The organism is Actinophytocola sp. (assembly GCF_036378875.1).
GTDB lineage: Bacteria > Actinomycetota > Actinomycetes > Mycobacteriales > Pseudonocardiaceae > Actinophytocola.
Genome location: NZ_DASUVO010000028.1, coordinates 24,763 through 46,832, shown reverse-complemented (window position 1 = coordinate 46,832; position 22,070 = coordinate 24,763). Strand labels below are relative to the sequence as shown.

20 protein-coding genes are annotated in these 22,070 nt (G+C 69.9%); 13 read left to right on the top strand and 7 right to left on the bottom strand.

What is annotated here, in order from left to right; genetic code table 11:
• Positions 1–4: 4 nt before the first annotated feature.
• From VF106_RS08115 to VF106_RS08085, 7 genes are read left to right on the top strand one after another with little or no spacing between them, the layout of a single operon-like run.
• Positions 5–622, top strand: a complete 618-nt coding sequence (locus tag VF106_RS08115) for an RNA polymerase sigma factor (protein ID WP_330838972.1) — start codon at positions 5–7, stop codon at positions 620–622.
• Complete coding sequence (locus VF106_RS08110) at positions 619–1,530, top strand: zf-HC2 domain-containing protein (RefSeq protein ID WP_330838971.1); 912 nt, start codon at positions 619–621, stop codon at positions 1,528–1,530. Before VF106_RS08115 ends, VF106_RS08110 begins: the two co-directional genes overlap by 4 nt.
• 6 nt (positions 1,531–1,536) lie before the next feature.
• A complete protein-coding gene (locus VF106_RS08105) occupies positions 1,537–2,238 on the top strand; it encodes a hypothetical protein (RefSeq protein ID WP_330838970.1) in 702 nt (233 codons plus the stop codon).
• Positions 2,235–3,023, top strand: coding sequence for an ABC transporter permease (locus VF106_RS08100; protein WP_330838969.1), 789 nt, complete (start codon positions 2,235–2,237; stop codon positions 3,021–3,023). Before VF106_RS08105 ends, VF106_RS08100 begins: the two co-directional genes overlap by 4 nt.
• Before the next feature lie 12 nt (positions 3,024–3,035).
• Positions 3,036–3,911 carry an ABC transporter ATP-binding protein gene (locus tag VF106_RS08095; protein ID WP_330838968.1) on the top strand — a complete coding sequence of 292 codons (876 nt, stop codon included), beginning with the start codon at positions 3,036–3,038 and terminating at the stop codon, positions 3,909–3,911.
• Between the two features lie 42 nt (positions 3,912–3,953).
• Positions 3,954–4,319 carry a VOC family protein gene (locus tag VF106_RS08090; protein ID WP_330838967.1) on the top strand — a complete coding sequence of 122 codons (366 nt, stop codon included), beginning with the start codon at positions 3,954–3,956 and terminating at the stop codon, positions 4,317–4,319.
• Positions 4,316–4,936 carry a hypothetical protein gene (locus VF106_RS08085; protein ID WP_330838966.1) on the top strand — a complete coding sequence of 207 codons (621 nt, stop codon included), beginning with the start codon at positions 4,316–4,318 and terminating at the stop codon, positions 4,934–4,936. Before VF106_RS08090 ends, VF106_RS08085 begins: the two co-directional genes overlap by 4 nt.
• 26 nt (positions 4,937–4,962) lie before the next feature.
• Here the strand turns inward: VF106_RS08085 and VF106_RS08080 are convergent, their stop codons facing one another.
• On the bottom strand, positions 4,963–8,817 hold the full coding sequence (locus tag VF106_RS08080; protein ID WP_330838965.1) for an nSTAND1 domain-containing NTPase: 3,855 nt from the start codon (positions 8,815–8,817) through the stop codon (positions 4,963–4,965).
• Positions 8,818–9,175: 358 nt separating this feature from the next.
• On the opposite strand from VF106_RS08080, the gene VF106_RS08075 reads away from it, so the two are divergent.
• Genes VF106_RS08075 through VF106_RS08065 form a run of 3 tightly spaced genes read left to right on the top strand, consistent with a single transcriptional unit; the run spans position 9,176 to position 13,104 of the window.
• Positions 9,176–10,189 carry a winged helix-turn-helix domain-containing protein gene (locus VF106_RS08075; protein ID WP_330838964.1) on the top strand — a complete coding sequence of 338 codons (1,014 nt, stop codon included), beginning with the start codon at positions 9,176–9,178 and terminating at the stop codon, positions 10,187–10,189.
• Positions 10,190–10,205: 16 nt separating this feature from the next.
• The gene (locus tag VF106_RS08070) at positions 10,206–12,707 is read left to right on the top strand and encodes a glycoside hydrolase domain-containing protein (protein WP_330838963.1); all 2,502 of its coding nucleotides are present in this window, start codon (positions 10,206–10,208) and stop codon (positions 12,705–12,707) included.
• 13 nt (positions 12,708–12,720) lie between these two features.
• On the top strand, positions 12,721–13,104 hold the full coding sequence (locus VF106_RS08065) for a hypothetical protein (RefSeq protein ID WP_330838962.1): 384 nt from the start codon (positions 12,721–12,723) through the stop codon (positions 13,102–13,104).
• 6 nt (positions 13,105–13,110) lie between these two features.
• Here the strand turns inward: VF106_RS08065 and VF106_RS08060 are convergent, their stop codons facing one another.
• From VF106_RS08060 to VF106_RS08050, 3 genes are all read right to left on the bottom strand, one after another.
• The gene (locus VF106_RS08060) at positions 13,111–13,464 is read right to left on the bottom strand and encodes a peptidoglycan-binding domain-containing protein (RefSeq protein ID WP_330838961.1); all 354 of its coding nucleotides are present in this window, start codon (positions 13,462–13,464) and stop codon (positions 13,111–13,113) included.
• Positions 13,465–13,544: 80 nt separating this feature from the next.
• Complete coding sequence (locus VF106_RS08055) at positions 13,545–13,943, bottom strand: peptidoglycan-binding domain-containing protein (RefSeq protein WP_330838960.1); 399 nt, start codon at positions 13,941–13,943, stop codon at positions 13,545–13,547.
• Between the two features lie 114 nt (positions 13,944–14,057).
• The gene (locus VF106_RS08050; RefSeq protein WP_330838959.1) at positions 14,058–14,975 is read right to left on the bottom strand and encodes an AraC-like ligand-binding domain-containing protein; all 918 of its coding nucleotides are present in this window, start codon (positions 14,973–14,975) and stop codon (positions 14,058–14,060) included.
• Between the two features lie 199 nt (positions 14,976–15,174).
• Here VF106_RS08050 and VF106_RS08045 point away from each other — a divergent pair, with 199 nt between their 5' ends.
• Positions 15,175–16,686, top strand: a complete 1,512-nt coding sequence (locus VF106_RS08045; protein WP_330838958.1) for a GMC family oxidoreductase — start codon at positions 15,175–15,177, stop codon at positions 16,684–16,686.
• A complete protein-coding gene (locus tag VF106_RS08040; protein WP_330838957.1) occupies positions 16,683–18,164 on the top strand; it encodes an aldehyde dehydrogenase family protein in 1,482 nt (493 codons plus the stop codon). The genes VF106_RS08045 and VF106_RS08040 overlap by 4 nt, the downstream gene beginning before the upstream one ends.
• A gap of 52 nt (positions 18,165–18,216) precedes the next feature.
• On the opposite strand, the gene VF106_RS08035 is transcribed toward VF106_RS08040, so the two are convergent.
• From VF106_RS08035 to VF106_RS08025, 3 genes are read right to left on the bottom strand one after another with little or no spacing between them, the layout of a single operon-like run.
• A complete protein-coding gene (locus VF106_RS08035; RefSeq protein WP_330838956.1) occupies positions 18,217–18,948 on the bottom strand; it encodes an SDR family NAD(P)-dependent oxidoreductase in 732 nt (243 codons plus the stop codon).
• Positions 18,945–19,304 (bottom strand): hypothetical protein, encoded by a 360-nt coding sequence (locus VF106_RS08030; RefSeq protein ID WP_330838955.1) that lies wholly within the window; start codon positions 19,302–19,304, stop codon positions 18,945–18,947. The genes VF106_RS08035 and VF106_RS08030 overlap by 4 nt, the downstream gene beginning before the upstream one ends.
• Before the next feature lie 12 nt (positions 19,305–19,316).
• The gene (locus VF106_RS08025; RefSeq protein WP_330838954.1) at positions 19,317–20,432 is read right to left on the bottom strand and encodes an acyl-CoA dehydrogenase family protein; all 1,116 of its coding nucleotides are present in this window, start codon (positions 20,430–20,432) and stop codon (positions 19,317–19,319) included.
• Between the two features lie 134 nt (positions 20,433–20,566).
• On the opposite strand from VF106_RS08025, the gene VF106_RS08020 reads away from it, so the two are divergent.
• Positions 20,567–22,030: an ATP-binding protein gene (locus tag VF106_RS08020; RefSeq protein WP_330838953.1), complete on the top strand. Its 1,464-nt coding sequence runs from the start codon at positions 20,567–20,569 to the stop codon at positions 22,028–22,030.
• Positions 22,031–22,070: the final 40 nt, after the last annotated feature.

The window sequence follows — 22,070 nt, the reverse complement described above, 5'->3', positions numbered from 1 at the left end:
TGCGATGACCGCGAGAATCGAGACGGTGACCTGGGTGACCGGTGGACGGAGGGTGCGCCTGCCGGCGAGTGACGCCGTGCCCGACGACGATCTGCTGCGTGCCACGGCGGGCGGCGATCCGCGTGCGCTCGCCGAGCTGTACCGCAGGCACGCGTCGGGGCTGTTCAGGTTCCTCTACCGCCTTGCCGGGGACCGGGCACTCGCCGAGGAGATCCTGCAGGACACCATGCTCGCCGTGTGGCGCTCGGCCGCGGGCTTCGGCGGCCACTCGGCCGTCCGTACCTGGCTGTACGGGGTGGCCCGGCGGCAGGCACACAACCGCCTGCGGTCGCTGCCGACACCACCCGCCGGCCTCGACGACCTGCCGGAGCCGGCGGCGACCGAGCCGGGCCCCGAGGAGATCGCGCTGGTCCGGGCCGACATGGCGGCGGTCGGCGTGGCGATGGCCGCTCTGCCCGCCGGACATCGCGAAGTACTGGCGCTGGCCTTCCACGCCCAACTGAGCCACGCGGACATCGCCCGCGTGCTCGACGTGCCGGTCGGCACCGTGAAGAGCCGACTGCACAACGCACGCGCAAGGCTCGCGGCGCTCGTCGCCACGGATGAGGAGGCCAGCCGATGACCCATCCTGTGGACCTGCTCGCCGAGTACGCCGCCGGCGCGCTCGACAGCGCCGACAACACCGCCGTCCGTGCCCATCTCGGCGGTTGTGCCGAGTGTGCTGGCACGGTGGCCGCGTGGCGGGCGGCCGCGCGTGCGGTGAGCGCGGACGTGCCGGAGCCGCCCGGACCCGAGCTGGTCGCCACCGTGCTGCGTCGTTCCGCGCTCACCCCACAGCCCCGGGCCGTCACGCGACCGTCGTGGCGGCTGGCTCCGCTGCTGCTGCGTGCGCAGACCCGGTTGGTCGGCCGGAGCGTGTGGATCGCGTCGGCGTTGGTGATGACGCTCGGCGCGCTGCTCACCGTCGTCGGCACGAACGTCGGTCCGGACGCGCCGTTGGCCCCGACGGTGCTCGCGCTCGTGGCGCCGATCGTCGCGGCCGGCGGCGTGGCCGGGCTCTACAGTCCCGCACGGGATCCGGGGTACGAGCTGGTCGCGAGCACCCCGGCGCCGCCGAGGCTGATCCTGCTCGCCCGGCTCACCCTCGTCGTCGGGTACGACGTGGTGCTCGCGCTGCTCGCGTCGGCGGCGCTCGTGCTGTTCGGTGGGGAAACCGGTGGGCTGCTGCACATGATCGGTGCCTGGCTCGGTCCGCTGGCGCTGCTCGCCGGGCTCAGCCTGGTGCTGGGAGTCCGGTTCGGGCCGGACATCGCGACGGCGGGCGCACTCGTGCTGTGGACGCTCCGGTTGCTCGACGGCTCCGAGCTGACCACCGGGCTGCGGGTCGTGACCGGTCCGGTGGCCGCCCTCTGGTCGACCCGTCCGCTCACCATGGTGGCGGCCGCCGCGCTGGTGCTGGCGGGGTTCCTGCTCGCCGGCCGCGAGGAGCGTTTCCCCGCGGTGAACCTTTTCCCGCGCCGCCGCTACTGAACCGGTATGAGACCACCTGCTCTCTGGCGGCACGAAGCACGCCGTGCCGGCTGGACCGCCCTGCTCGCACCACCTTCGGTGCTCGTGCTCGGGACGATCGCGGCCACGATCCAGTTCGGTGCCGCCGAGAACGACATCAGCATCGCCAGAACCCTGCTGGGCACACTGGAGATGCTCCTGCCGCTGGCGGCCGGGGTCGGCGCCGCCTCCCTGATCGGACACGACCCGGTGGCCGAGCTCGCGGCCAGCTGCCGGACCGGTTATCCCGCGACACTGTTGCGGCGGCTGACCGTGAGCCTGGCCTGGATCACCGTGCTGGCCGTGCTGGCGAGCGCGGCACTCGCGGCGACCGGGTGGTGGGAGCGCTGGCCCGCCGCGCACGCACCGCTGCCGGGTCAGCTGACCTGGCTCAGCCCCGTGCTCTTCCTTGCCGCGCTTGGGTTTCTCGCTGGTGCACTGCTGCGCAACCCGGGCGCCGCCGCCGGCATCGTCGCCGTGGTGTGGCTTACCCAGCAGGTGCTCAACAGCCTGATGCTGTCGTCGCCGGCCACCAGGATGCTGAACCTGTTCGCCACCACCAGAGGCGGCGCGCCGGAGGACTGGACGGCCAACCGGCTCGTGCTGCTCGGCGCCGCGGTCGGGCTCTTCCTGCTCGCCTGGGTCGTGCTCACCACGTCCGAAGCCATCTTCTCGGGGGAGGGATCGTGACGTCCTTCGTCACCACCATGCGCTACGAGTTCACGATGCAGTGGCGCAAGAAGTCCGTCTGGATCGTCACGGGCGTGCTCGCGCTCCTGCTGGTCGCGATCGGCGCAGGACAGGTGTCGTCCACCGTGTTCGGCGCGAACGACACCAAGCTCGCCATGGCACGCGCAGCGCTGCTGCTCCAGCTCCTGCTGCCCGTCGGCTACGGCTGCCTGCTGGCCGACCGGCTGGTCCGCGACCGGCAGATCAGGGTCGCCGAGGTGCTCGACGCGACCCCGGCCGGGGCGACAGCACGGCTGGCCGGCAAGTTCGTCGGCAGCTGCGTCGCAACCGCGGTCCCCATCCTCGTGCTGTACCTCGTCGTCGGCGCCGCGTACGGGATCACCGAAGGCGACTGGGCGGCGCTCGGCTGGACGATCGGGATCTTCGCCGTCGTCACCGTGCCAGGGCTGGCGTTCGTCGGCGCGGCCGCGCTGGTGTTCCCGCTGGTGATGCCGACGGCGCTGTTCCGCGTGCTGTTCGTCGGCTACTGGTTCTGGGGCAACGCCGTCGGGCCCGCGGCGATGCCCACCACCGCGCAGACCGTGCTGGCGCCGGACGGTGCCTACGGGCTACGGCAGTTCTTCGGCTACGACGGTGAACTCGTCCGCCCGCCCGGCGACCCGTTCAACGCGCTGCGTCCCGAGGTCGGCACCGCCACCTCGCTGTTGTCCATCGCGCTGATCGCCGCGCTGAGCGCGCTGATGCTCGCCGGCGCGCACGCGCTCCAGTCCCGTTCGACCCGCTAGGAGACTCCCGTCGTGGACATCGACATCCAGAACGTCACGAGGACCTTTCGCGGCGGCGTGACCGCGTTGGACGACCTCACCCTGCACATCCCGACCGGGATGTTCGGACTGCTGGGCAGCAACGGAGCCGGCAAGACCACGTTGATGCGGATACTCGCTGGCCTGCTGCGCACCACGGCGGGCCGGGTGGTCGCGGGTGGGCACGAGGTGGCCACGAAGCATGGTCGCCAGGCGGTGAAGGCCGAACTCGGTTACCTGCCACAGGATCTCGGGTTGTACCCGGACCTGACCGCACGCCAGTTCCTCGACTACGTGGCCCTGCTGAAGGGAATCGACCACACCGCCGACCGGCGCCGCCGCGTGGGGGAGATGCTGGAGCTGGTCGCACTGGCCGACGTGGCCGACCGCAGGCTGAAGGGCTTCTCCGGTGGCATGCGCCGCAGGATCGGCATCGCGCAGGCGCTGCTGAACGACCCGAGGCTGCTGATCGTGGACGAACCGACCGCCGGCCTCGACCCCGAGGAACGGATCCGGTTCCGCACCCTGCTCAGCCAGCTGCCCGGCTCACGGACCGTCCTGCTGTCCACCCACATCGTCGAGGACGTCGCGCAGACCTGCCGCCAGGTGGCGATCCTGAGCAGGGGCCAGGTCCGGTTCCGTGGCACCGTCGACGAGGTGGTGGCCCACGCGAACGGCCGCGTGTGGTCGGTGACGACCCGCGCCGCCGCACCACCACCCGGCACGGTCGTGTCCGCCCTCGCACACGAGAACGGCACCCGGTACCGCGTGGTCTCGGACGTCCGGCCAACCGGGGACGCGGAACCCGTGGAACCCACCCTCGAGGACGGCTACCTCGCCCTCACCGGCGCGGCCACCGTCGCCGGCTGAAACGTATTTGCGGTGCGGCGCGCCGAACCGGAACCTGGGGTCATGCAGCTGACCCACCTGGGCCTGCCGGTGCGCGACGAGCAGCGCAGCCAGCGCTTCTACAGCGAGTACTTCGGGTTCGACCCGGCCACCGCCCAGCGATACCCGGACGGCACGGTGATCATCCGAAACGCGGACGGCTTCGACCTCGCCCTGCACCCGGTGCTCGGCGAGGTCGGCCCGCTGCCCGAGTTCCTGCACTTCGGCTTCCGGTTCCCCGAGCCGGCGGGCGTGCGCGCACTACGCGACCGACTCACCGCGGACGGCATCGAGATCATCGAGCAGGCCGACGAGTCCGGCTACGTGTCCTTCAAGTGCCTGGATCCCGACGGCCACCGGATAGAGACGTACTGGGAGCCGGTCCCGTGAACCTTCCGTCCGGTGTGGGCGGTCCGACGACGCAAGAAGTCGGCTACTTCGCGTGCCACCATCGAAAATTCGCCGAATGGCTCGTTGCGGGGCTCGGCACGGGTTGGGTCGCGTCAACGCCCGAATGGCAGTCGCTCGACGACGTCCTACCGGCACTCGCGCCCGCGTCGATCATGAGCCGGTACGCCTGCGTCGCGATCGACGGCTGGACCCTCGTCATGAACAACACTCCCCTCGGAACGGATGTCGGTGTGTTACCGAGCCTCGCGGCGCGCGAGCTCAACTGCCGGGGAATCCGCGCGGCGCGTGTCGATGCCGGCGAGGCGGGCTATCCCGCGCGCATTCTGGAGGTGTATGGCCCTGACGGTCAGCCACCGCTCGCCCTGGAGCGAACCGTCGCTGCCGCCGACGACGGCGGCCGTTGGGTCTTCGAGACCAGCGGCACGATGTTCGCGTTCGAGGACGAGGCGGCGTATCGAAGACGAACCAAGGCAAGCCGGTTCACCGGCGACATGCTTCACGCCTACCTACTGGCGCTGGGCGTGCCCGCCGACTCCGAACCGGACTGGGCCACGGCGTTCTTGGTTGAATCGAGCCGCGCGCTGCCGTGTCCGTGAACGGATCCACCAAGGTTCACTGTCCATCATGGACAGATCCTCTGGAGTGGCGCGCCCGGGACATTCCTGTCCCATTCGGACTCGTTGATCCCGTCGCCGGTGTGCTCGCAGATGCGTCGGATCGCGCGCTGGGTGTCCGTCTCCCACAGGTAGACGTCGCCGGCGGCGGCCGCGAGGACGTGCCCGTCCGGGGAGAACTGGAGGTTCCAGGTCGTCGTGGAACCCCGCAGGATGGCCAGCGGGTCCAGGCTTCGCCCGTCGGCGACCCGCCACATCCAGGTCTGACCGGTGCCGCCCGCGCCGCCGGCGAGAATGGCTCCGTCGGGGTTGAACGCGAGCGAATGGATGATGCCGTCCGGGCCGGTGGTGGCGGGGCCGGCGGGCTTGGGGTCGCGGGGGTTCTCGATGTCCCACAACTGCACCGTGCCGTTCGCGATGCCCACGGCGAGGGTGCGGTTGTCCGGGCTGATCGCGAGTGACCGGGCGTCGTCGGTGGCCACCTTGACGGGGGGACGGAGGGGCGTGGGGCGCCGGGGATCGCGGACGTCCCACAGGGCGAGGTAACCGTCCTGCGTCACGGCCGCGAGTGTCTCGTCGTCCTGGCTGAACGCCGCGGCGTAGACGAACCCGACAGCCGGGTCGAGGGTGGCGAGCGCCGTCGGCGCGTGTACGTCGGCGGTGTCCCACAGGCGGACCGTGCCGTCGTCGCTGGTGCTGGCGAGAAGCCGGCCGTGGTGGCTGAAGGCGACGTGTTCGATCAGCGCGGTGTGGCCGGTGAGACGAACCGGGAGCTGCCTGGGACGGTCCGGTTCCGTGACGTCCCAGAACAGGATGGTGTTGCCGGCGCGGGTCGCGCCGGCAAGCGTGTCACCATCGGGGCTCAGGGTGACGTTGCCGGTCATCCGGTCGGAGTCGGGTGGCGCGGTCAGCGCCGGACCGAGTGGGGTCGGGCGGTCCCGGTTCGTCACGTCCCAGAGCCGCTGGTCGGTTCCCCCGTCGATGAGCAGTGGCCGGTCGGGGTGGAAGGCGAGGCCGGTGATCTGGCGGCCTTCCGTTGGCAGGACGGGGCCGGGCACCAGCCATCGGCGCGCGATGCCGTCGGTGCTGTTGGTGTAGAGCACGCGGTCGTCATCGCGGAAGGCGACCGCCGTCGTGGGTTCGGGATGGGGGAGGTCGAGCACCATCCGCTGGGTGGCCAGGTCCCAGACCTGGACCCGGGCCGCCGAATTGGCGGAGGCCAACCGTGTCCCGTCAGCGCTGAAGGCGATCGCGTTGACCCAGCCGGTCACGCCCGTGAGCGTGCCGGCGGGTGCGGGTCGGGCGGGATCGGTCATGGTCCACAGCCGCACGTTCGCGTCGTTGCTGCCCGCGGCGAGCGTCGTGCCGTCGGGGCTGAACGCGACCGCGTTGACCCGGCTCGGCACCGTCAGCGGAGCACCGAGGGGCTGCCGGTCGCGGACGTTCCAGACGCGGACGGCGCCGCCGGCGTCCGCGACCGCCATCACGTCGCCGGCCGGGGTGAAGGCGATCGACTGGACGGCGCCGGTCGCCCCGGTCAGCGGGGACCCTGTCGGGACGGGACGTTCTCGGTCGCGCAGGTCCCAGAGCTGGATGGCCCGGTCGCGGCTGCCCACCGCCAGGAGGTTGCCGTCCGGGCTGAACTCGACCGCGACGATCGCGTCGAGCGGTCCGGTGAGCGGCTGGCCGAGCTGCCGGGGACGCGTGCGGTCGGAGACGTCCCACAACCGCACGGTGTTGTCGGTCGAACCGGTGACCAGGATGGCGCCGTCCGGCGAGAACGTGACCGCGTAGATCTCGCCACCGTGACCGGTCAGCCGTGCGTCCAGGAGTTTCGGCTTCAGTGGATCACGGAGGTCCCACAGCAGGACCTCGGTGTCGGACTCGACGGCGCCGGCGGCCGCGAGCAGGGTTCCCTCGGGGTCGACGGCCACAGCCTGCATCGCGCCGCCGGGGCGCACCATGCGGCTCACCGCTGGTCGGCTTGCCGCGGCCAGGAGGCTGGACCTTGCCTCGACGGTCGGCGCGATGCGGTAGGCCGCCACCGCCAACTGGGCGGCCAGGGCCGGGTCGCTGTCCGCCAGGCGGCTGGCGGTGCCGGCGACCTGCCGCGAGATCGCGAGGTTGCGTTCCCGGTCGGCCGCGGCCCGCTGCTGGATCGAGTAGACCGTGGTGCCGGCGGACAGCAGAAGCAGTACGCCGAGCGCGGCGGCGAGCCAGCGCAGCCGCCGGGTCCCTCGCCGCTCACGGACGCGTTCCGCTCGGGCCGCCGAGACGCTGGCGTCCACGAACTCCTGCTCCAGCTGGTTGAGCTCATCGCGGTGGTCCCGCCTGGTGACCCAGTCGACCGCCGCGTCGAGTCGCATACCCCGGTACAGCGCCCCAGGGTCGCGGTCAGCGTCCTGCCAGCTCCGCGCCGCTTCGGTCAGGTTCCGGTGCAGGCGGAGGCCGGACCGGTCGGTGTCGATCCAGTCCCGCAGCCGTGGCCAGGAGTCCAGCAGCGCTTCGTGGCTGATCTCCACCCCGTCGACGTCAGCGGTGATCAGCCTGCGATCCACGTAGCGACCCAACAGGTCCGTCGTGCTTTCTTCGCGTCCGCCGGTCAGCTCCTCCAGCCGCACGCGGCGGCGGGTGTCCGGGGTGCCGTCCCCGACGTGCACGAGCCGCAGGAACAGCTGACGCGCCAGGGACTGGTCGGACTCGGTGAGGCCGGTGAAGACGGACTCCGCCGTGGTGGCGACGGCACCGTGGATGCCGCCCGTCGCGACGTACTGTGCGACCGACATCGTCCGCCGCCTGCCCTGCTCCCACGTCGCCAGCAGCGCGTGGGACAGCAGCGGCAAAGCACCGGTGTCCATGCGGCCGTGGCGGGCGCCCGCCGGCGTGAGGTCGCGCAGCAGCACGTCGACCAGCCCGCTCTCGATGTCGACCCCGGCCAGCCTCGCCGGTTCGACGATCGCCTGCCGCAGCTCGTCGTCCGTCATCGACCCCACGGTGACCTGGTTGTCCTGCAGGGCGGACGCCAGCACGGGCCACCGCAGGGCATCCGGGTAGAAGTCCGCCCGCATCGCCGCGACCACACGCAGCGCGTCGTTCGCGGCCAGCGCCAGCAGGGCGTCGAGAAACGTCCCCTGCTCGTCGACATCGCCGTCCGTGGCCGTGAAGAGCTCCTCGAGCTGGTCCACGACGAGTAGGAGTCGAGTCGCGGCCAGTTCCTGGACTCGGCGCGCGGCCAGTGCAGGCTGGTCGCGGAGCTCTGCCTCGATCGCGTCCGGCGCCAGATCAACGACCATGGCGAGCCGGGCCGCCAACACCGAGGTGGGACGCGGACCTGGTGTGAGCGGCAGACCCTGCCACCGGCCGTTCCCGCACAGCGCCGGCAGCAGACCCGCACGCAGCAGCGACGACTTCCCCGAACCGGACGAGCCGACAGCGACCACCATGCCCGGCCCACCTGAGGTGACGCGGTGCACCAGTGTCTCCGTCAACCGCGACCGCCCGAAGAACCAGTCGGCGTGCTCCGGCTGGAAAGGCTCCAGCCCGCGGTACGGGGTCGGCACGTCGGTCCGTTGTTGCCCCAACGGCCGCCGAAGTCGTAGCCAGCAGTCCAACCATTCCTCGACGGGTTTTTCCTCGGTGACGCCGCACGTCGCCAGCAACCGCAGGAACATGTCTTTCTGCGACAAAGTCGGTAAATGGCGGCCGGTGCACCACCCGCTGATCGTGCCGAGCGGTACGTCGACCCTTCTGGCGAGATCACGCACGGTAAGCCCGGCGCTTTCTCGTACCGCGGTCAGCGCGAGCCCGAAGTCCTTCTTCGTCCCCACCGTCGCCGGCCGCGGGGCGCCATCGCCGTCGCGCACCACGCCTCCCCACCAGGTGTCGTGCCGCGAACCCCAAACTGGCATTGTCGTGCGCTAACGCCGCACCAAAACGACTGTACGGACTTGTGCGGACCTGTCAATCGGCCTTCCGTCGCAACGCCGTGGATGCTGGACTTGGGCACGAGGGGGAGGACGGCTGGTCTGCCGGTCAGCACACGCCGAACGTGTCGCGGTGGGTGATCGGCGGACCAGCGTCGGGGGGCTTCGGAATCGCGCGATACCGCCACGTATTTCCGCTGTTTTTTGGTCGATCGGGGATCGGAAGCGGTCGGGAACATATAATCGAGAAGCGCGAAAAGACAGTGATGCGACAGCTGGGGGAAGCATGTCGTTGCGCATGGTGTTCGATCGTCAGGATTTACAGCGGGTGCGACTGGCGAACGCCCCCGAGCCGATGTGGGAGTTGGTGCTCGGCCTGCACAAGACTCAGGTTCGACAGCTGTCCGCGCCACTGGTCGGATGGCGGCAGGAGGTCGAACGCCGGGTCGCCGGCGCGCATCGTGGGCAGCACGCGATGGCGCTGCTGCGCCACCTGATCGCGCCGCGGGGCGCCTTTCCCGACTTTCTCACCCCGCCAGGGCCCGTCGATCTCGACGCCGGCTGCGAGGCGATGCTCTGCACACCCCGGACACGTCTCGTCGCGGATCTGGCCGCGGTGTTCGCGCACCGCGCCGCACCGCCATGGGTCGCGTCGCTGGCCCGCGGTGACGGCAAGACCATGGGCGAGGTCGTGCGCGCCGTACGGGACGTGCACGCGCTGCTGGTCGCGCCGCACTGGGCACAGGTGTGCGAGGTCGTCGCCGAGGACCGCGTCGCACGGGCCAGACAGCTCGCCGAGCACGGCGTCGGCGCGCTCCTGCGAAACCTGCCCGGCGTGCTCGGCTGGGACGGACAGGTGTTGCTGACCCGCTATCCGGTCGATCGCACCGTGCATCTCGGCGGCCGGGGGCTGGTGCTGATGCCGTCGTACTTCTGTTTCCACAGCCCGATCACGTGGCTCGACCCCGAGCTGCCGCCCGTGCTGGTCTACCAGGCCCACGGTGACCACCCGCGGATCCACGACACCGTGCTCGTCCCGGACCGGCTGACGTCCCTGCTCGGTCGTACCCGCGCGGAATGTCTGCGTGCGCTGCTCGTGTCCCGCAGCACCTCCGAGCTGGCCACGCTGCTCGGCATCTCCGTCGGGTCGGCGAGCAAACAGGCCGCCATCCTCCGCGACACCGGCCTCGTCACCAGCAACCGGCAAGGACCAGCCGTGCTGCACACCACCACGCCCCTTGGCACCGCGCTACTGATCGGCGAGCGGACCGACAGCCGCTCGACAGTCCACACAGGACCTACCGGGAGCTGACCCGAGGAGGACGGCAATGGAGATCCGGCCCGGCGCGAGAATGCGTCGAAGAAGCGCGCTCAAGTTGATGGGTACGGCCGCCGGCGCGACGGTGGGCATGACCACCGCCACCGGCCAGGTGGCCTCGGCCGAACAGGGGGTGCTCCGGCCACCGCCTGGCGAGGCGCCGCCGGACTCCGCCGCCAAGCCGCCACCGACCCGGCCCGAACTCGAACAGGTCCGCGGCGACGCGGACCTGTTCTCCGCGAACTCCGTCGGGCTCGGGTTTCTCGGACCGCTGGTGGACGAGTGGGTGCTGCGCGCACAACAGTGGGTCAACACGGTCTACCGGGACGTCGCCGGCTTCCGTCCCGCGCCCGAGACCGGCCGCACGGGCTGGCCCACGATGTTCGCGTTGACCCGCGCGCTGCAGATCGAGCTCGGGTTGAGCGGCGACCAGCTGTCCGACACCTTCGGGCCGACCACGATGTCGTTGCTGACCAGCAAGTTCGGCGACATCCGTCCGGGCCTGCCGGTGAACGTCGTCCGGATCGTGCAGTGCGCCCAGTACTGCAAGGGCTACTGGGGTGACCAGCTCAGCGGCGTCTACTCCGACACCACCCGCGGCGCGGTGTCGGAGACGCGCCACAACATGGGCTTCACCGACGACCGCTCCACCCTGTCTCCCAAGGAGTTCAAGGCACTGCTCACCATGGACGCCTACGTGGTGGTCGAGAACGGTTCGACCATGGTTCGTGCCGTACAGCAGTGGATGAACCGGAGCTTCTACAACCAGTCGTGGTTCTTCATCATCCCGACCGACGGGCACCCGTCGCGCGACGTGTCGAAGGCGATGATCTGGGCGTTGCAGATGGAGCTGGCCGTGGCCGGCGCCAACGGGAACTTCGGTCCGGCCACCCGCGCCGCGCTGCGGGCCCGTCCGGCGCTGACCGTTGGCGCGTCGGACAGCGGCGCGGCCAGGTTCGTGCGCCTGTTCCAGGCCGGCATGATCTTCAACCGGTACGAGGTCGCGTTCGACGGGAGGTACTCCGAGACCGTCCGGGACCAGGTCACGAGCTTCCAGAGCTTCGTGGCGCTGCCGGTCAACGGGACCGGCGACTACCAGACCTGGTGCTCGCTGCTGGTCAGCAACGGGGACACGGACCGGCGCGGAGCCGCCTGTGACTGCGTCACCGAGATCACCCCGGCCAGGGCGGCCGCGCTGTTCCAGGCCGGTTACCGGGTCGCCGGACGCTACCTGACCAACGTGCCCGGCACCAGCCTGGACAAGAACATCAAGCCGGGTGAGCTCAACACCATCTTCGGTGCGGGGATGCGGGTCTTCCCGATCTACCAGACCTCGGGTCTGTCCGCCGACTACTTCAACGAACAGCAGGGAGCTCGGGACGCGAGCCTGGCACTCGCTGCCGCGAGCGGCTACGGGTTCGAGCGGGGGACCATCATCTACTTCGCCGTCGACTTCGACGCGCTCGGCACCGACATCACGAACAACATCATCCCGCACTTCCGGGCCGTCAGACGAGCCATGGACTACTACGGCGCCCCGTACCGGATCGGGGTGTACGGGCCGAGGAACGTCTGCACCCAGCTGTTCGACAAAGGACTCACGGTGACGAGCTTCGTGTCGGACATGTCCACGGGGTTCAGTGGGAACCTGGGCTTCCCGATGCCGAGGAACTGGGCGTACGACCAGATCATCACCATCACCGTCGGGTCGGGCGCCGGGGCCATCGAGATCGACAACAACCTCTACTCCGGCCGCGACCCGGGCCAGTCGCGGGTCACCGTGCGCCCGACGCCCGACACCCGGCTCGACACCTACTTCAACAACAGCCTCCGGCCTGCCCTCTCCCGCGACCTCGTCGCCTACAGCACGACCGTCCCCTCGAACACCACCGGACTCAAGCACTCGGTCGACGAGGCCATCGACGTGGTGGTCGCCTACGACGAGCTGATCACCAACCTGAGCCGCTCCTTCGGCGTCCGCAAGGCGCTGATCCAGTCGGAGGTCTTCTGGGAGTACTGGAAGCAGACGCCCGCCGACAACGTCGCCGACGGGCTGGTCGTCTCCTGGTACGCGTACAGGCTCGCGTACGAGGCGTGGGAGCAGGTGCCGATCGGCCCACCGCCGACGCCGCCGATCGTCGTGCACGAGGACGCGAGCACCGGCATCGCGCAGATATTCGCCGGGACCGCGATCCGAGCCAGGAACTGGGCGCTCGACGGCGGGTTGATCTCGGGCAGCCGTCTGAACGGGGCCGACTGGCACGTGGTCTACGACGTGTGGAACTCGCTGCACGACGACGGCAACTACAACATCGGCACGGTCCCGCTCGTCCTGTTCGAGGGCGCCGCCGCCGTCGGCGTGCAGGGGCTGCGGCTGGACTACACCGCGGACGAACTACGCAGGATCTTCGCCCGCTACAACGGTACCGGCAGCGGCGCCGACCAGTACGGCGGCGAACTGTACGGTGTGTACCAGATCTTCGAGGCACACAACGCCACCCTTCGACAGTAGGTGGAGGTAGCCGGTGCCGGATGACGGCGAGACCGCACCTGGCCGGGCCCGGTTCGGTGCCTGGGTCGCCGCCAACCTGGCGCTGGGCTACGTCCTGGCCTTCCCTCTGACCAGTGCCGTGGTGTTCGGCTACTACGTGCGCGCGAAGGTGTGGGGTGACGTGTCCGCCCCGTACGGCAGCGCGGAGGCGCAGGTCGGCGCGGCCTTCGCCGTGGTCGGCGTTGGTGTGCTGGTGGCCGTGGCACTGCTCGTCGACCGGCGGCTACGAAAAACCATACGGTGGCCGGCCATCGTGTTCTGGCCGGCCACCGTCGCTGTCCTGACCACCCCGTGCACGCTGTTCTTACTGAACAACTCGACGGTGCCCCAGATGCTCGGCAAGGGGCTGCTCTGGTGACCGGTGTCAGCAGACGTACGAGCCGGAGTTCGCCCAGTACTCCAACTCCGCCAACGTCCTGGGGCCGACCCGGCCGTCCACGGGCAGACCGGCGCAGCCCTGGAACAGTTTGAGCTTGGCCACGGTGGCCGGACCGGACTGACCGTCCTCGGGAATCAGAGGGAAGGTGGCCGGGTTGACCGCCAGGTTGAGCAGACACTGGATCCGACGTACGGAGGGCTGGGGCCGGACGGGAACGTCCGCGCACACCTGAACCGTGCCGGTGTTCGCTTCGCGCGTGACCGCGGTGGCGTTTCCCGCGGCGACGACGAGCGTGGACAGCACGAAGGATCCGATGACCGCCGCCATTGTGGTTTTCATGTGACACTCCTGGACTCGATTGTGGTCGCGAATCGCGTGCGGGAGCTGAAGAGCCCGCACGCGATTCCCGGCGGCTTCGCTCAGCAGACGTAGGCGCTGGATGCGGCCCAGGACTCCAGGTGTGGTGCGGTGCGTGGGCCGACCCGGCCGTCCACGCGTAAGCCGGCGCCGTGGGTGTTGGCGCACTCCTGGAACTTTCTGACCTTGCCCTCGGTGTCCGGGCCGAACTCGCCGTCCACGGAGATGTTGTGGTACGTGCTCGGGTGGACAGCCCAGTTGAGCAGGCACTGCACTTCCCGCACGTAGTTACCGGTGTCCCCGCGACCGATGTCTCTGTTGGTGACGTCGATGCAGTTCCGGATGGCGGCTGCCGCGGCTTCCGCGGGCGGCTTGGACGGTGCGGCCGCCGCGTTCCCTGCCGTGAACACGAGCGTGGAGAGCAGGATGGTTCCGACTGCCGCCGCTACTTTTGTTCGCACTGTGGTACTCCCTCGTGAGGTTCTTGACCGAACCGACGGGGGAATCATCTGGCAGCGGACATGGGCCAGCCATGCCTTTGCGGTTGGAGGCAAAGGGTCCTCTGTGGACCGAACCTATGGGTCTGTGCGGCGGATTTCTGTCGGGGTCTGGCCGAACTCCTGCTTCAGTGCGCGGCCAAGGTGTGTGGGGTCCGTGATGCCCCAGCGGATTGCGATCTCGGTGGTTGTCTTGTTGGACAGTGCGGGGTTTGACAGGTCCCGGTGGATTCTGCGTAGTCGTTCGCGTCTGATCCAGGCCGCCAGGGAGATGTTGCGTCGGCCAATCACCTTGTGGAGGTACCGCACAGAGATGCCGTGCTGGCGCGCCACCGACTCCACCGACAGTGTCGGATTGGTCAGGTTGGTCAGGCAGTAGGCGATGATGCGGTCGGCCAGGTGTGCGGTGGGTTCCGGTCGGCGTGGTGACGCTTCGGTGAATGCGGAGATGATCAGAGAGACCAGTGCGTCCGCCAGGTGCGTGCCGGCGGCGTTGGAGACCTCGCCCAGGTGGGTGCTCAGTCCGTTCAGGCAGGTTGTCACGACCGAGCTGACGCCTGCTCCGGCCGGTAGGTGAACCGCGGAGCGCTGGCCCACCAGTTCGGCGTTGGGGCCCAGCCTCGAGCGCGGTACCACTATGACCGTTGTGTCGAAGTCGTTCCAGTAGCGCAGTTCGTATGGTCGGGTCGTGGTGTAGGCGACGAGATCACCGGGGTTCAGCAGCCACTGTCGTCCGTCCTGTTCCACGCCGGCGCGTCCGCGTCTGTGTAGTACGACCTTGATCAGTTCGGGGTCGGTGGAACCGATCGTGCGTGTGTCCCGGCGGACCGAGCACGCGGTGCCCGTTATCGTCGTGATCGGCACATCGTTGATCTTCTTCGCGGCGAAGGCGGCGTGGAAGCCGACTCCCTTCGGCACGTCGATGCGCAATGGTACGAAGGCCTGCGACGCGGCGGCCTGGAACTTCTCGAGCTGCTCGAAGTCGTGTGCTCTCATGCTGCACTCACCGGGCCTCAGGCGAAGGATCGTCGATCCTCGCCGCGGGACCCGTCCGCTGTCAACGGTTCCGTTCCGGTCACCGGTCCACTCGGGATGCACGAACTGGCGAATACGCGTGCACGCGGTGGCCTCCCGGTCGTGTGTCCACTGTCTACCGTTCGGGCTCTGGACACCCGACATCGGGGGAGGAGGCGACATGGCACACGACTATGTGGTGGTGGGCGCTGGCTCCGCGGGCAGCGTCATCGTGCGGCGGTTGCTCGACCAGGGCCACAGCGTGCACGTGCTCGAAGCTGGCCCTCGGGACGACGACCCGCTGATCGGCACCCCGCAGGCCTGGCCGGGGCTGCTGAACGGCGACATGGACTGGGCCGTGCCGACCGTTCCGCAGACGCACGCGAACGGTCGTTCGATCGTCTGGCCACGCGGCAAGGTCCTGGGTGGCAGCAGCTCGATCAACGGGATGATCTACGTCCGCGGCCATCGCGGCGACTACGACTCCTGGGCGTACGGCGGGTGTCCCGGTTGGGACTGGGACAGCGTGCTGCCGCTGTTCAAGCGCTCCGAGGACCACGTCGACGGGGCGTCCGAATGGCACGGTGCCGGGGGCCCGCTGCCGGTCTCCCGCATCACCGATCCACATCCGACCGCCCTCGCCTTCGTCGAGGCCGCCACCGCACTGGGTATCCCGCGGACCGACGACTTCAACGGCGAGCAGATGTCCGGTGTCGGCTTCAACCACCTCACCGTCCGGGACGGTCGGCGGATGAGCGCCTGGCAGAGCTTCGTCGCCCCGGTGGCCGACCACCCAGCGCTGACCGTGACCACCGGCGCACGCGCGCACCGCGTGCTGTTCGAGGGTGGGCGGGCGGTCGGCGTCGAGTACTCGGCAGGCGGGACGCTGCACCGCGCTCGTGCGGCGGCCGAGGTCATCCTCTGCGGCGGTGTCATCGGATCGGCCCACCTGCTCCTGCTCAGCGGCATCGGCCCGGCCGCGCAGCTGCGGGACTTCGGCATCGACGTGCTGGTCGACCTGTCGGGCGTCGGGGAGAACCTGCACGACCACGCCATCGTCTTCAACGTCTACGAGTCGACCAAGCCACTGCCGCCCGGCAAGTCGAACCTGCTGGAGGCGCAGCTGTTCGCCAGCACGGACCCGAAGCGGCCGGGACCGGACCTGCAGCCGCTGTTCTTCCACGTCGTGTACCCGGCCGAGAGCTACCCGATGCCCGAGCACGGCTACACCATCGCGCCCGGCATCGTCCGGCCGCTCTCCCGCGGCACGCTGCGGCTCGCGTCGGCGGACCCGGAGATCACCCCGCTGGTCGATCCCGCCATGTTGTCCGAGAGCTACGACCTGGAAGCACTCGTGGACGCCGTGGAGATGTGCCGGGAGATCGGCGCGTCGTCCGCGTTCGCGGAGTGGCGCAAGGCCGAGATGGCCCCGGGTCCGGACGCGCGGACGCGGGACGACCTGCGTGGCTACGTCCGGCGCGCGGTGAGCACGTACCAGCACCAGGTCGGCACCTGCCGCATGGGACTGGACGCCATGTCCGTCGTCGACCCGAGCCTGCGTGTGCACGGCGTGGCCGGACTGCGGGTCGCGGACGCCTCGATCATGCCCTCGGTCCCGTCGGGCAACACCAACGCGCCTTCGATCATGATCGGCGAGAAGGCGTCCGACCTCATCCTGGAGAGCGCGAAATGACCGTCGCTGCGACGCGGAACGGCACGGATGTCAGCGTACCGGCGAGCCTGCTGATCGGCGGGGACTGGACGGCGGCCGGTGACGGCGCGGAGTTCGAGACCCACGACCCGGCGACGGGCTCGCCGCTCGGCGTGGTCGCCGAGGCCGGACAGTCCGATGTGGACGCGGCGGTCGGCGCGGCCCGTGCCGCCTTCGAGGACCCGGCCTGGCGCACGATGCCCCCGGCGGCGCGGGCCCGGCTGCTGTGGCGGGTCGCCGACCTGATCGAACAGCACGCCGACGAGATCGCCGAGCTGGAGACCCGGGACCAGGGTCAGCCGATCGGCATCGCCAAGGGCCTCAACGTGCCGCTGGCCGCCGAGATGTTCCGGTACTACGCGGGCTGGTGCACGAAGATCGAGGGCTCCGTGTCCGCGGTGTCCATTCCGAACACGATGCACTACACGCGCCGCGAACCGATCGGTGTCTGCGCGTTGATCACGCCGTGGAACCTGCCGTTCGCGATCGCGGCCTGGAAACTCGCCCCGGCACTCGCCTGCGGCAACACCGTGGTGCTCAAGCCGGCCGAGCAGACACCGCTGACCACGGTGTTCCTGGCCCGGCTGTGTCTCGAGGCGGGGATGCCCCCCGGGGTGGTCAACTGCCTGACCGGCGGCCCGGCGACCGGAAAGGCGCTGACCGAGCACAGCGGCGTGGACAAGGTGTCCTTCACCGGCTCGACGCAGGTCGGCAAGCTGATCGTGGCCGCCGCCGCGGGCAACCTCAAGCGGCTCAGCCTCGAACTGGGTGGCAAGGCGCCCAGCATCGTGGCCAGGGACGCCGACATCGACGCCGCCGTCGCCGGGAACCTGCAGGGGGCGTTGCTCAACAGCGGCCAGGTCTGCGCCGCCTACACCCGCTTCTACGTCGACGAGCGGCGGGTCGACGAGTTCACCGAGAAGATCGCCGCCGCGGCGGCGGGCATCCCGGTGGGGCCGGGCCTGAATCCCGAGACGGTCATGGGGCCGCTCGTGTCGCAGGAACAGGTCGACCGGGTCGCCCACTACGTGCGGCTCGGCGTGGAGCAGGGTGCCGAGCTGGTGACCGGCGGGCAACGGCCGGGCGGGGACCTCGCCGGCGGCTACTTCTTCCAGCCGACGGTCTTCGCCCGTGTCAGCGACGACATGGTGATCGCCAGGGAGGAGATCTTCGGGCCGGTGCTGTCGATTCTGTCCTATTCGGATCCGGAGGAGCTCACGGCCAGGGCGAACGACACCGAGTACGGGCTCGCCGCCTGCGTGTGGACCAGGGACCTGACCACCGCGCACAACCTCGCCGCCACGATTCGCGCCGGCAGCGTCTACGTCAACATGCTGCCGTTCCTCGATCCGGCCGCGCCGTGGGGCGGCTTCGGCGCCAGCGGTTGGGGTCGCGAGATGAGCTCGACCGCGATCGACGAGTTCACCGAGACCAAGGGCGTCTGGATCAACCTGGCCTGACACCAGGAACTCTGGCCGGCGACGAATGACGGCTCGTCGCCGGCCAGACTGGTCAGCGCAGGTGGAGACCGCCGTTGGCGTCCCAGCAGGCGCCGGTCACCGAGGCGGCGGCTGGCGAGGCGAGCAGGGCGACCATCTCGGCGATGAAGGCCGGGTCGCCGAGTCGTCCGACCGGGATGTTCCGGACGAAGGCCGTGAGGTTCTCCTCGCCGACGATCTCCCGCACGGTCGGGCTGTCCAGCGGACCGGGCGAGACGGCGTTGACGGTGACGCCGCTGCCCGCGAGATCCCGCGCGAAGACCTTCGTCGCGGACAGGATCGCGCCCTTGGACGACGCGTAGTGCGCGCCGGTCGCCGTGCCGCCGTTCTGCCCGGCCAGCGAGGCCACGTTGACGATCCGGCCGTAGCCCTGCGCGGCGAGATAGGCGCCGAACACCTGGCAGGCGGTGAACGTGCCGGTGAAGTTGACGGCCATGACGGCGTCGAGCTCAGCGGGCGTGATCTCCATGACGGGCTTGGCCTGTGTGCGTGCGGCGTTGTTGACCAGGACGTGCAGGCCGTCGAGGTCGGTGACGACGTCGGCCAGCAGTTGCTCCAGGGCGGCGCGCTCGCTCACGTCCACGGCATAGGCCCGTGCCGTGCCACCGAGTTCGTCCGCCAGCGCCGTGGCCGCGGCGCCGTCGATGTCGGCCACGGCGACCCGGTAGCCGCCGGTGTGCAGGCGGCGGACGATGAACTCGCCAAGGCCGTGCGCACCGCCGGTGACGACGGCCACCTGCGTCACAGCACGTCCTCGCGGACGGTGAGTGCCCGGCCGATCCGTGCCTCGATCTTGGCGAACCGCCAGAGCCTGGCGCCGCCCTCACCCACCGGTGTGGTGCGGAAGAGGTTGCAGGCGGCCTTGACGGTGTCCTGGGTGTCGACGTCGGCGAGCAGGTAACAGGTCCACGGCCAGCCGTCGGACGGGCCGACCATGTGCGAGTCGTCGTCGATGTCGCCGATGTAGTCCACGCCAGGTAAGGCCTTCAGCTGGTCCATCATGGACACGAAGGCCTGCCAGACGTCGGCGGTCGTGATGCCGTCCTTCGGTAGGTCGAAGAAGTTCTGGTTGATACCGACGCAGAAGAGCACACGCAGCATGCCGGTCCCTTCTCAGCGGAAACCGGGCGTGGTGGGCGGCATTCCCATGAGGACGGCGCCGGCCGCGTCGTACATCGCGGGCCCGAAGAACGCGTGTTGCTTGGGCACGAGGGCGTCGCCGAGCAGGCGCTGCAGCGGGTGGCCGTTGTTGATCGCCGCGGTGCCGGAGATCCCGACGAGCTTCTCGACGATCTCCGAGGACGTCCTGGCCAGGTGCGTCGAGGACAGCCGGAGACACGCGTTCTGCTCGTCGCTGGCGGGGTCGCCCGCGACCACGGTCTCCCAGACCTCGTGGCTCGTCTCGTAGAACCAGGCCCTGGCCGACCGCAGCGCGGCCTCCGCGGACGCGACCTCGGCACGGTAGTACGGCCGGTCGGCCAGCTTCGGCGCACCGGTCACGCCCGCGTAACCCGCGCCGACCTCCTTGGCGTGGTTGAGCGCGGCCCGCGCGACGCCGGCGCCGACGATGGCGAGGACCTGGGCGGCGTAGGCGATGGTCGGGTAGCGGTAGAGCGGCTCGTCGATCGTGGGCGCACCGCCGCGGATGAACGTCCACTCCCGGGGCACCTCCACGTCGTGGATGGCGAGGTCGAACGAGCCGGTGCCCCGCATGCCGACCACATCCCACTCCTGGATGATCTCGACCTGCTCGGGTGGCATCAGCGCGGCCCTCGGCTTGCCACCGGAGGACTCGTCGCCGGGAATGCCGACGCCGAGGATGTCGGCGGCCATGCAGCCACTGGCGAACTTCCAGCGGCCGTTGATCAGGAACCCGCGCTCGGTCGGCGTGGCCGGCTGGACGGGCCAGAGACCGGCGGCGAACACCACGTCCGGGCCGTTCCGGTACAGCTCGGCCTGCGTTTCCGCTGGCAGCGCGGCCAGGTAGACCTGGGAGGAGCCGAAGCTCGCCACCCAGCCGGTCGAGCCGTCGACCACCGAGATCCGCTCGATCCGGTCGAGGAACTCGGCAGGCGGCAACGGCTCGCCACCGAACTTCGCCGGGGTGGCTGCGCGGTAGAGCCCGATCTCCTTGAGCCGGGCCACGAAGTCCTTCGGCACGTAACGCTGCTCGCGGAACTCCTCCCTGCGCTGCGCGACCTCGGCGAGCACCTCGTCGAAGGTGACCATCTCTGCTCCTCGTCGTTTCGGGGTGGTTCCCGAGGCTACGAACGAACCCGTGGGAACGGAATGAGTATTGACCCTGCGGACGTAGGGGATTTCTTCAGTGCTGCCGCCGCTGCCGGAGGATCTACCCTGGCGGGATGCAGGTCGACCCGCGTGCTCCCGAACTGGTCACAGGCGACTTCGTGGCGATGATGAACGCCACCAGCCTGTGCGTCCTCATCCATGACGCGGCGACCAAGAGCATCCTGTGGGCCAACCCGGCGGCGTGCGAGATGCTCGGCTGGAGTGTCACCGAACTGCGGCCGCTCAAGGCGAACGACATGAGCAGCTCGGCGCAGCAGTACGACCGGGTCATCGGCCGGGCCTGGCTGCAGGACGCCGTCGAGAAAGGTGCCAGCCGGATCGAGTGGCACTACCGCACCAGGGCGGGGCGGGTGATCCCGACCGACGCGCTCGCGATGCGTGTCGAGCTGGCGCAGGGCCCGGCGGTGATGGTGCAGTTCCGCGACATCGAGCGGGAGCAGGAGATCGAGCGCGAGCTGCGACTGACCACGTCCTATGTGGACGCACTGGCGCACCACACCTCGATCGTCGCGCTCATGCTCGACGCGTCCGGCGCCCTCCGGTTCGCGACCGACACCGCCGTCGAGCTGATCGGCGCGGTCGCGAACGAGCCGCTCGGCCCGCTGGCGAACTACGGCAGGCTACGGCTCGACGGCCGTCCGTCCACCTGGGAGGAGACGCTGGCGCGCGTCGACCCGGTGGCCGCGATCCAGCTGGAGGTCTCCCGCGACGACGGCGATCCGGTGTGGCTGGAGGGCAGCCTGGAGCGGTTGAAGGAAGCCGACGGGGACGCACTGTTGATGATCCTGCACAACGTCACCGACCGGAAGCACGAGGAGGTGCGCCGGGAACGTGAGCTGCACCGGGAGAACTACCTCGCGCGCTACAACGCGATGGGCGACATGGCGATGGCGATCGCCCACGAGCTCGGCCAACCGCTGGCGGCCGCCGGCAACTTCCTCGCCGGCGCACGGACTCGTGTCCCGCCCGAGGCGGCCGACCTGACCTACGGCATCGACAGCGCGGTGCGGCAGATCGAGCGGGCCAGCGCCATCGTCACCGCGATGCGTGCGTTCGTCGGACATCTGGAACACATCCGGCAGGAGGTGGATCTCAACGAGGTCGTCGAGGAATGCCTCTACTTCGTGCGTCTGCGGGCGGCCCCGCTCGGCGTGCGGGTGGACCTGCGCCTGTCGCCACACCCGACGACCGTCCGGTGTGAACGGGTGCTGACCGGGCAGGTGGTGCTCAACCTGTGCTTCAACGCCATCGACGAACTGGCCGACTGCGACCCCGAGCAGCGGCGGGTCACCATCACCACGCGAGCCGGTGACGGCGTCGGCGTCCTCACCGTCGACGACCAGGGCCGGGGGATTCCCCGCGACCCGTTCGAGGAGTCGTTCACCGCCAAGGACGGTGGCAGCGGCATCGGCCTGGCCCTGAGCTACCGGATCATCACCCGCCAGCACGGCACCATCTGGGCGGAACGGCGCGACGAGGGCGGCTCACGGTTCGGCATCACACTGCCGCTCGTGTAGGGGAAATCCTCAGCGAGACCGGTGAAAGTCTCGATATCCA